General features: G+C 58.8%; 1 rRNA gene (running past one end of the window). It reads right to left on the bottom strand.

Features of this window, described 5'->3' with window-relative positions:
* Positions 1 to 328, bottom strand: a 16S ribosomal RNA gene (locus EYQ49_05685); its annotated part runs 217 nt beyond the window's last position; the annotation flags it as partial.

Raw genomic sequence — 328 nt, 5'->3', positions numbered from 1 at the left:
TACGCCCAATAAATCCGGACAACGCTTGCTCCCTACGTGTTACCGCGGCTGCTGGCACGTAGTTGGCCGGAGCTTCTTCTGCAGGTACCGTCATTTTCTTCCCTGCTGAAAGAGGTTTACGACCCGAAAGCCTTCATCCCTCACGCGGCGTGGCTGCGTCAGACTTTCGTCCATTGCGCAAGATTCCCCACTGCTGCCTCCCGTAGGAGTCTGGGCCGTGTCTCAGTCCCAGTGTGGCTGATCGTCCTCTCAGACCAGCTACCCGTCGTTGCCTTGGTGAGCCGTTACCTCACCAACTAGCTGATAGGCCGCGAGACCCTCCCGAAGC

It is taken from the genome of Acidimicrobiia bacterium (genome assembly GCA_012959995.1).
Taxonomy (GTDB): Bacteria; Actinomycetota; Acidimicrobiia; order Acidimicrobiales; family MedAcidi-G1; genus MedAcidi-G2B.
Note: the sequence above shows the minus strand (reverse complement) of the source record. Positions and strands in the feature narration are given on the sequence as shown.